This window comes from Pseudoflavonifractor phocaeensis (genome assembly GCF_016901955.1).
GTDB classification, from domain to species: Bacteria; Bacillota; Clostridia; order Oscillospirales; family Oscillospiraceae; genus Flavonifractor; species Flavonifractor phocaeensis_A.
In genome coordinates this window covers 1-7,618 of the sequence record NZ_JACJLC010000115.1, presented here as the reverse complement: position 1 = coordinate 7,618, position 7,618 = coordinate 1, and the positions used below count along the sequence as shown (strand labels likewise).

The following is a 7,618-nucleotide window of genomic DNA, read 5'->3' as shown; positions in this document are numbered from 1 at the left end:
GGGTAGCGGTGGGCTCGGGGGAGTCCACCGGCTCCGGCGTGCCGCCGCACCCGGCCAGGAGCAGGGCCAGGGACAGCCCCAGGGCCGCCAGCCGGTAAAACAGGGTCTTTTTCAAGGGCAGATCCTCCTGTTTTGTACTGATATAAAAAATGTCTTTCCGGGAATTCACTTCCCGGAAAGACACCTCGACCCGCGCCATAGGGCGCGAAACCGGGGGTATCGAGCCAAGTCGCCGGCGTTTCGCCGGCACGCAGGCTCGTATCTAGGGGGTCGGAGGCGCCGGGGGCGCCTCCGATGGAAATCCAGCGGAGCCACATTCCGCTTCGGGATACCCCCTAGACGATTGCGATCATAGCCGCCTGGCTCCCCCGCTCCCCCTTGGTGACCCGGTGAGACCAGTACTTGTCAGGCAGACAGGCGGTACAGTCGGCGGACACGGCGATGTGGTCCGGGTCCAGTCCGGCGCTCTCCAGCCGCCGCACGTTGAGCTTTTTCAGGTCCACCCGGAACTTGCCGGTGGGGAGCACCTGGATGCCGTGGAGGGCCGAGGCTCCCATGGCCTCGGTCATGGCGTTGGGCACGTCCTCGTGGGTCTCGAAGCAGCACTGGGAGATGCCCGGGCCGATGGCGGCCAGGATATCCAGCCGGTCGCAGCCGTAGCAGTCCACCATCCGGTCCACCGCCCGGTTGACGATGCCCAGGGCGGTCCCCCGCCAGCCTGCGTGGACGGCGCCCACCACCCGGCGCACCGGATCGTACAGCAGGATGGGCAGGCAGTCGGCATTAAATACGGTGAGCACCACGCCGGGGATATCAGTGACCAGACCGTCGGCCTGCCAGGGCTCCGGCTGGTCCAGTCCGATCCCCAGATCGGCGGTGGTTATGGTGCGCACCACGTCCCCGTGGACCTGACTGGAGCACACCACATGGGTCATGTCCGCCCCGATGGCGGCGCAGAACCGGCGGTAGTTCTCCCGCACCTTGTCCGGGTCGTCCCCCCGGTTCATGCTCAGATTGAGAGAGGAAAACTTCCCCTCCGACACGCCCCCCAGCCGGGTGGAAAAGCCGTGGGCCACCCCGCCGGCGGCCTCGAATCCGTCGGCGGCCAGATAGACCAGACCGTTTACATTGTGTTCCGTAATGTTCATGGGGACCCTCCTTGCTCAAGAAAGGTTTCTCATCTGATTCAGGCTGTGGGGCGGGCGGATGATATCCGCCCCTATGGCAACCCCGAACCGTGCGCGTAGGGGCCGGACACCGGCCGGCCCGATGCCGCAGGGCGGTCAGCGTACCGCCGGGCGGGTCTGGGACCCGCCCCTACGGAAGCCTATCAATCCCGCCGCACCGTTTCCGGACCCGTACCGCCGGGGGATCAGTCGTTCTCGTGCATGCCGCAGCACTTCTTATACTTCTTACCGCTTCCGCAGGGGCAGGGATCGTTGCGGCCCACCTTCTGGCCCTTCTTGATGGGCTGCTTCTTCACGGTGCCGTCGCCGCCGGCGCTCTCGCCGGTGACCTTGGCTACCCGCTCCCGCTTGACCTGGCCGCCCACCTGGACCCGGGCCAGGAAGATCCGCCGCAGAGTCTCCTCCTGGATGGCGGCGATCATCCGTTCGAACATCTCATAGCCTTCCCGCTTGTACTCCACCACGGGGTCGTTCTGGCCATAAGCCCGCAGGCCGATGCCCTGGCGGAGCTCCTGCATGGCGTCGATGTTGTCCATCCAGTACTCGTCCACCACCCGGAGCATCATCACCCGCTCCAGCTCCCGCATGAGGGGCTCGCCCAGCTCGGCCTCCTTTTTGGCGTACACCTCCACCGCCTTGTCATGGAGCAGCTCCTCCAGCCCGGCGGCGTCATAGCCCTGGAGGGCGGCGTCGTCCATGTCCAGCTCTCCGGGCAGCAGGAACATGCCCCGGAACTGGGCCCGGACCTCCCGCCAGTTCTCGGCGTCCATATGCTTGTTCTCCCCCATGTGGGCCTGGACCTCATTGGCGATGATGGTGGACAGCATGGTCTGGACGGACTCCTTCAGGTTCTCCCCGTCCAGCACCTTCCGGCGCTGCTCGTAGATGACCTGCCGCTGGGTGTTCATCACGTCGTCGTACTCCAGCACAGTCTTTCGGGTCTGGAAGTTCCGGGATTCCACCTGCTTCTGGGCGTTTTCAATGACATTGGACAGCATCTTGGAGTCCAGGGGGGTATCCTCGTCCACCCCCAGCTTATCCATCATGCCCATGACCCGCTCCGAGCCGAACAGGCGCATGATGTCGTCCTCCAGGGAGAGGAAGAACCGGCTCTCGCCGGGGTCGCCCTGACGGCCGGCACGGCCCCGGAGCTGGTTGTCGATGCGGCGGGACTCGTGGCGCTCGGTGCCCAGGATGAACAGGCCACCCACCTCCCGTACCTTGTCGGCCTCGGACTTGATCTCGTCCTTATACTTGGCCTCGGCCTCGGAGAACATCTTCCGGGCGTCCAGGATCTGCTGGTCGTCGGTCTCGGCAAAGCCGGTGGACTCGGCGATGAGCTCGTCGGACAGGCCGGCCTTCCGCAGCTCGGCCTTGGCCAGAAACTCCGCGTTGCCTCCCAGCATAATGTCGGTACCACGGCCGGCCATGTTGGTGGCCACGGTGACGGCGCCGAATTTGCCGGCCTGGGCCACGATCTCGGCCTCCTTCTCGTGGAACTTGGCGTTGAGGACGTTATGGCGTATGCCCCGCTTTTTCAGCATGTCGGAGATCTGCTCCGACTTCTCGATGGAGATGGTGCCCACCAGCACGGGCTGGCCCTTTTTGTGGCACTCCTCGATCTGGTTGATGATGGCCCGGTACTTGCCCTTCTCGGTCTTGTACACCACGTCGGGCTGGTCGATGCGGGCCAGGGGCTTGTTGGTGGGGATCTCCACGATGTCCAGGGAGTAAATGGTGCCGAACTCCTCCTCCTCGGTCATGGCGGTACCGGTCATGCCGGAGAGCTTGTTGTACAGACGGAAGTAGTTCTGGAAGGTGATGGTGGCCAGGGTCTTGGACTCCCGGGCCACGGTGACCCCCTCCTTGGCCTCGATGGCCTGGTGGAGACCCTCGTTGTACCGCCGGCCGTACATCAGGCGGCCGGTGAACTCGTCCACGATGATGACCTCTCCGTCCTTCACCACGTAGTCGATGTCCCGCTTCATCAGGCCCCGGGCCTTGATGGCCTGGTTGATGTGGTGGGAGAGGGTGGTATTCTCCGGGTCGGCCAGGTTCTCGATCTGGAACTGCTGCTCGGCCTTGGCGATGCCCCGGGCGGTGAGGGTGACGGTGCGGGCCTTCTCATCCACGATGTAGTCGGCGTCGATGTTGGGGTCCTCTTCCTCTTTCTCGTTGACGCTGGTCACCTTCTGGCCCTTGAGCCGGGCCACGAAGGAATCCACGATGGTGTACAGCTGGGTGGATTTGTCCCCCTGGCCGGAGATGATGAGGGGGGTGCGGGCCTCGTCGATGAGAATAGAGTCCACCTCGTCCACGATGGCGAAGGCGTGGCCCCGCTGGACCATCTCGGTGGCGTAGATGCACATGTTGTCCCGCAGGTAGTCGAAGCCAAACTCGTTGTTGGTGCCGTAGGTGATGTCGGCGGCGTAGGAGGCCTTGCGGTCCTTGGGCTGGATATCGTGGATCACCAGGCCCACGGTAAGACCCATGAACCGGTACACCTTGCCCATCCATTCGGAGTCGCGTTTGGCCAGGTAATCGTTGACGGTGACGATATGCACGCCCTCCCCGGCCAGGGCGTTGAGGTAGGCGGGCAGGGTGGCCACCAGGGTCTTGCCCTCGCCGGTCTTCATCTCGGCGATGCGGCCCTGGTGGAGGATGATACCGCCGATGAGCTGTACCCGGTAAGGCTTCATGCCCAGCACACGCCAGGCGGCCTCACGGCAGGCGGCGAAGGCCTCGGGCAGGATATCGTCCAGGGTCTCGCCGTTGGCCAGGCGCTGCTTGAATTCCGGGGTCTTGGCCTTCAGCTCCTCGTCGGTGAGCTTGGAATAGCTCTCGTCCAGAGCCTCAATTTTGTCCACGATGGGTTTGATGGCCTTCAGCTCCTTGGCGGAGCTGGTGCCGAACAGCTTTTTCAACAGTCCCATGCGTTTGATTCACCTTTCTGACGGCCGCGCCGGACGCGGCTTTTCACATTGATTCAGTTTCCTAGTATAGCATACCTGCCGTCAATAAAAAAGGGGAAATTGTGAACAATGGCGGGGGCTTGGAACGGGTGGGGGAAAGTGTGCAGTTCTGCACACCCTCTTATCCAGAAAATGTGCTACACTGCTAAAGTATAGAAATATATTACCCACAACGGGGATTTTCTTGGATTTTTCCCTGAGAAATGAAATGAAGTTGAAAGGAGGATCTCCCATGGAACATAGCGTGCCCATATGGCCGGAGGATTTTGTCACCGTCCAGCGGGAGATCCTGGAAGAGTCGGACTTTGAGGACGCTTCGGTGTCCCGGATCCTGGCCGAGCTGCTCCGGGAGCGGGGCTGGCTGGTAAAGGACGCCATCCGGGCCTGCTGTCTGGACCGGTCCTACGGCTACCAGATGTTCAACGGCACCCGTCTCCCCACCCGGAATTTTCTGCTGCGGCTGGCTCTGGCCCTGGGGCTGTCCCCCGTGGAGGCCCAGCACCTGCTGGCCCGATGCGCCAAGCCGGTGCTCTACCCCCGCAACCGCCACGACGCCGCCCTGCTCTACGCCCTGGACGCCCGCCTTTCCCTGGACGACGCCCATGAGCTGCTGCTCTCCCTGGGGGAGGAGGGGCTGCTGTAGGGGCGCGGACGCTTTATTGATTTATTGCGCTGATTTATATGGCACACACCGGAAAATCATGGTATACTACAGGTACCACCCGTCTTTCTCAGGAAAAGGCGGTAAAATCAAGAAAAAGGAAGTGTCCCCATGAAGAAGAGAACCCGCGTCGCCGCCGCCGCCCTGGCTTTGGTGGTGGGCACCGGCACGGTGGCCCTGGCCGCCAGCCAGCTGGTCAGCATCCAGGTGCTGCCCGGCATGAACCTGTCCATCAACGGCGAGGCCTTCGTGCCCAAGGATGTAAACGGCAAGGAAGTTGACGTTTTTGCCTACAACGGCACTACTTATGTGCCCATCCGGGCCATCAGTGAGGCCTTCGGTATGGATGTGGACTACGACGCCGCCACCCAGACCGCTATCGTCAACGAGCCGGAGGAAGTGACCCCGCCCTATGACCCCAACGACGTGGAGTATGTGATGTCGGTGGCCCCCGAGCTCTATACCAACGAGGACGGCACCCAGCAGTACTGGTACAACGGCGTGGGCTATGAGTTCCGCTGGTGGCTGCCCGAGGAGCAGCAGGACAGCTTCACCGTGAAGCTGGTGGAGGGCACCCTGCCCGACGGCATCAAGCTGGTGGACGGCGACCGTCTGGAGGGCAACTGCCTGAAGGCCGGCACCACCGACGTGACCTTTACCGTCACCCCCAAGGAGGGCGACCCCGTCATCCGCACCCTGCGCTTCCAGTTCGTGGAGCCTGACGAGTTAGCCGTGGCCCCGGTGGTTCTGTGGGGCGCTGTGGGCGACAGAGTGGAATGGTATGGCATCCCCTCCTTCTATGACGGCATCTTCTACACCGCCGACGACCTGACCGCCGACAATACCGACGTGGAGTTTGCCGATCTGGGCTCATCTCCCATCGGCACCCAGGCCGGGCTGGACGCCCTGGCGGAGTACGGCCTGACCCTGACCTATGACGAGCAGACCCTGGAGGACGGCTACCGCCGGGCCGACAACCTGCTGGAAGGCACCTTCACCAAGGCCACCGACGGCTGGATCAAGATCTCCGTGCCCGTCTACGCCTCCGTGGGTACCAATGACCCCGACTATCCTCTGGACCAGAACTTCTGGCTCTGCACCAACGACGAGGGCAATACCCAGCTGGTTTACGGCAATATCGACATCTATCTCAACATCATTGATTTTGAGTAATCATCTTTCTTTCCCATCCTTTCCGGTAAAGGGCCTGTTGCAAAATAGGATTTTGAAAAATTAGGTCAAAGAAAAAGTTAGCGAGAACCGTCAAGACTGCGGTTCTCGCTAACTTTTTTAATGCACAAATTTCCCGCTCGGGTCTGAAAACTGCATTTTGCAACAGACCCTTTATCATGCGTCATGTGTTTTGGACCGGTGGGGCAGGCGGGGGGAAATCCACACCGCTTCTCCACAAATCGCTTTAGTCGCCGGAGCCGCACTTCTCATAGTCCTCCATCACCTTCCGGCCCCACTTCAGGGGGTCCTCTCCCTTTTTCAGCCGGAGGGCCAGATAGGGCTTTTCCCCGGCGGAGAAAAGGAGCCTGCCCCGGTACTTGTCCAGGGCGCACAGGGCGGACACCTGCCGCAGGTCAAAGCCGTCCAGGTAGAAGTTGAGGTTGGTGCTCTGCTGCTTGATCTGGGTCACTCCGTTTTTGGCGGCCTCCGCCCGCAGGAGGGCCACCGAAACCAGATTGTTCACGTTTCGGGGGGGATCGCCGTACCGGTCAATGAGCTCATCCATCAGCTCGTCGGCATCCTCCTCCGACCGGATGGCGGCGATGCGGCGGTACAGGTCCATCCGCTGCTCGGGAGAGGGCACGTACCTGTCGGGGATGGCGGCGGACACGCTCAGGTCGGCGGCGCAGTCGGTGCGCTTGGGAATGGGCTCTCCCCGCTCCTCCAGCACCGCCTCCTCCAGAAGCTTCAGGTACATGTCATACCCCACGCTGAGCAAAAACCCGCTCTGCTCGGGGCCCAGCACGTTGCCTGCCCCCCGGATCTCCAGGTCCCGCATGGCGATCTTGAAGCCGGAGCCAAACTCGGCGAACTCCCGGATGGCTCCCAGCCGCTTGGAGGCCACCTCGGTGAGCACCTTGCCCTGGCGGTAGGTGAGGTAGGCGAAGGCCCGGCGGGTGGAGCGCCCCACCCGGCCCCGGATCTGGTGGAGCTGGGCCAGGCCCATCTTGTCGGCGTCCTCGATGATGAGGGTGTTCACGTTGGCGATGTCGATACCGGTTTCAATGATGGTGGTGCACACCAGCACGTCCACCTCGCCCTCGCTCATGCGGGTCATCACGTCGCCCAGCTCCTCCTGGCTCATCTGGCCGTGGGCCACCGCCACCTCTACCTCCGCTCCCAGCATCTCCTTGACGCGGGCGGCGGTGCGGGTGATGGTGTCCACCCGGTTGTGGAGGTAGTAGGCCTGGCCGCCCCGCTCCAGCTCCCGGCGGATGGCGTCCATCAGCACCCCCCAGTCGTGCTCCAGCACGTAGGTCTGCACCGGCTGGCGGTCCATGGGGGGCTCCTCCAGGGTGCTCATGTCCCGGATGCCCGAGAGGGCCATGTTCAGGGTACGGGGGATGGGGGTGGCGGAGAGGGTGAGCACGTCCACCTGTTTGGACAGCTCCTTGAGCCGCTCCTTGTGCTGCACCCCAAACCGCTGCTCCTCGTCGATGACCAGCAGGCCCAGGTCCTTGAACTTCACGTCCTTCTGGAAGAGCCGGTGGGTGCCGATGAGCAGGTCGATGCCCCCCTGCTCCAGCCGCCGGAGGGTCTCCTTCATCTGGGCGGCGGTGCGGAAC

Annotated in this window: 5 protein-coding genes; 2 read left to right on the top strand and 3 right to left on the bottom strand. The window is 62.9% G+C overall.

Annotated features, from left to right (window positions below; genetic code table 11):
- Positions 1-335: 335 nt before the first annotated feature.
- Together pgeF and secA are read right to left on the bottom strand one after the other, a co-directional pair.
- Positions 336-1,148, bottom strand: coding sequence for a peptidoglycan editing factor PgeF (gene pgeF / locus H6B51_RS15610; RefSeq protein WP_204884551.1), 813 nt, complete (start codon positions 1,146-1,148; stop codon positions 336-338).
- Positions 1,149-1,372: 224 nt separating this feature from the next.
- A complete protein-coding gene (secA, locus tag H6B51_RS15605; RefSeq protein WP_204884550.1) occupies positions 1,373-4,120 on the bottom strand; it encodes a preprotein translocase subunit SecA in 2,748 nt (915 codons plus the stop codon).
- 271 nt (positions 4,121-4,391) lie between these two features.
- Here secA and H6B51_RS15600 point away from each other — a divergent pair, with 271 nt between their 5' ends.
- Both H6B51_RS15600 and H6B51_RS15595 read left to right on the top strand, forming a co-directional pair.
- Positions 4,392-4,802: a helix-turn-helix domain-containing protein gene (locus tag H6B51_RS15600; protein WP_204884549.1), complete on the top strand. Its 411-nt coding sequence runs from the start codon at positions 4,392-4,394 to the stop codon at positions 4,800-4,802.
- Positions 4,803-4,931: 129 nt separating this feature from the next.
- The gene (locus H6B51_RS15595) at positions 4,932-5,993 is read left to right on the top strand and encodes a copper amine oxidase N-terminal domain-containing protein (protein ID WP_204884548.1); all 1,062 of its coding nucleotides are present in this window, start codon (positions 4,932-4,934) and stop codon (positions 5,991-5,993) included.
- A gap of 244 nt (positions 5,994-6,237) precedes the next feature.
- Here the strand turns inward: H6B51_RS15595 and H6B51_RS15590 are convergent.
- On the bottom strand, positions 6,238-7,618 hold a 1,381-nt coding region (locus tag H6B51_RS15590; RefSeq protein ID WP_275967553.1), incomplete at its 5' end, for a TRCF domain-containing protein.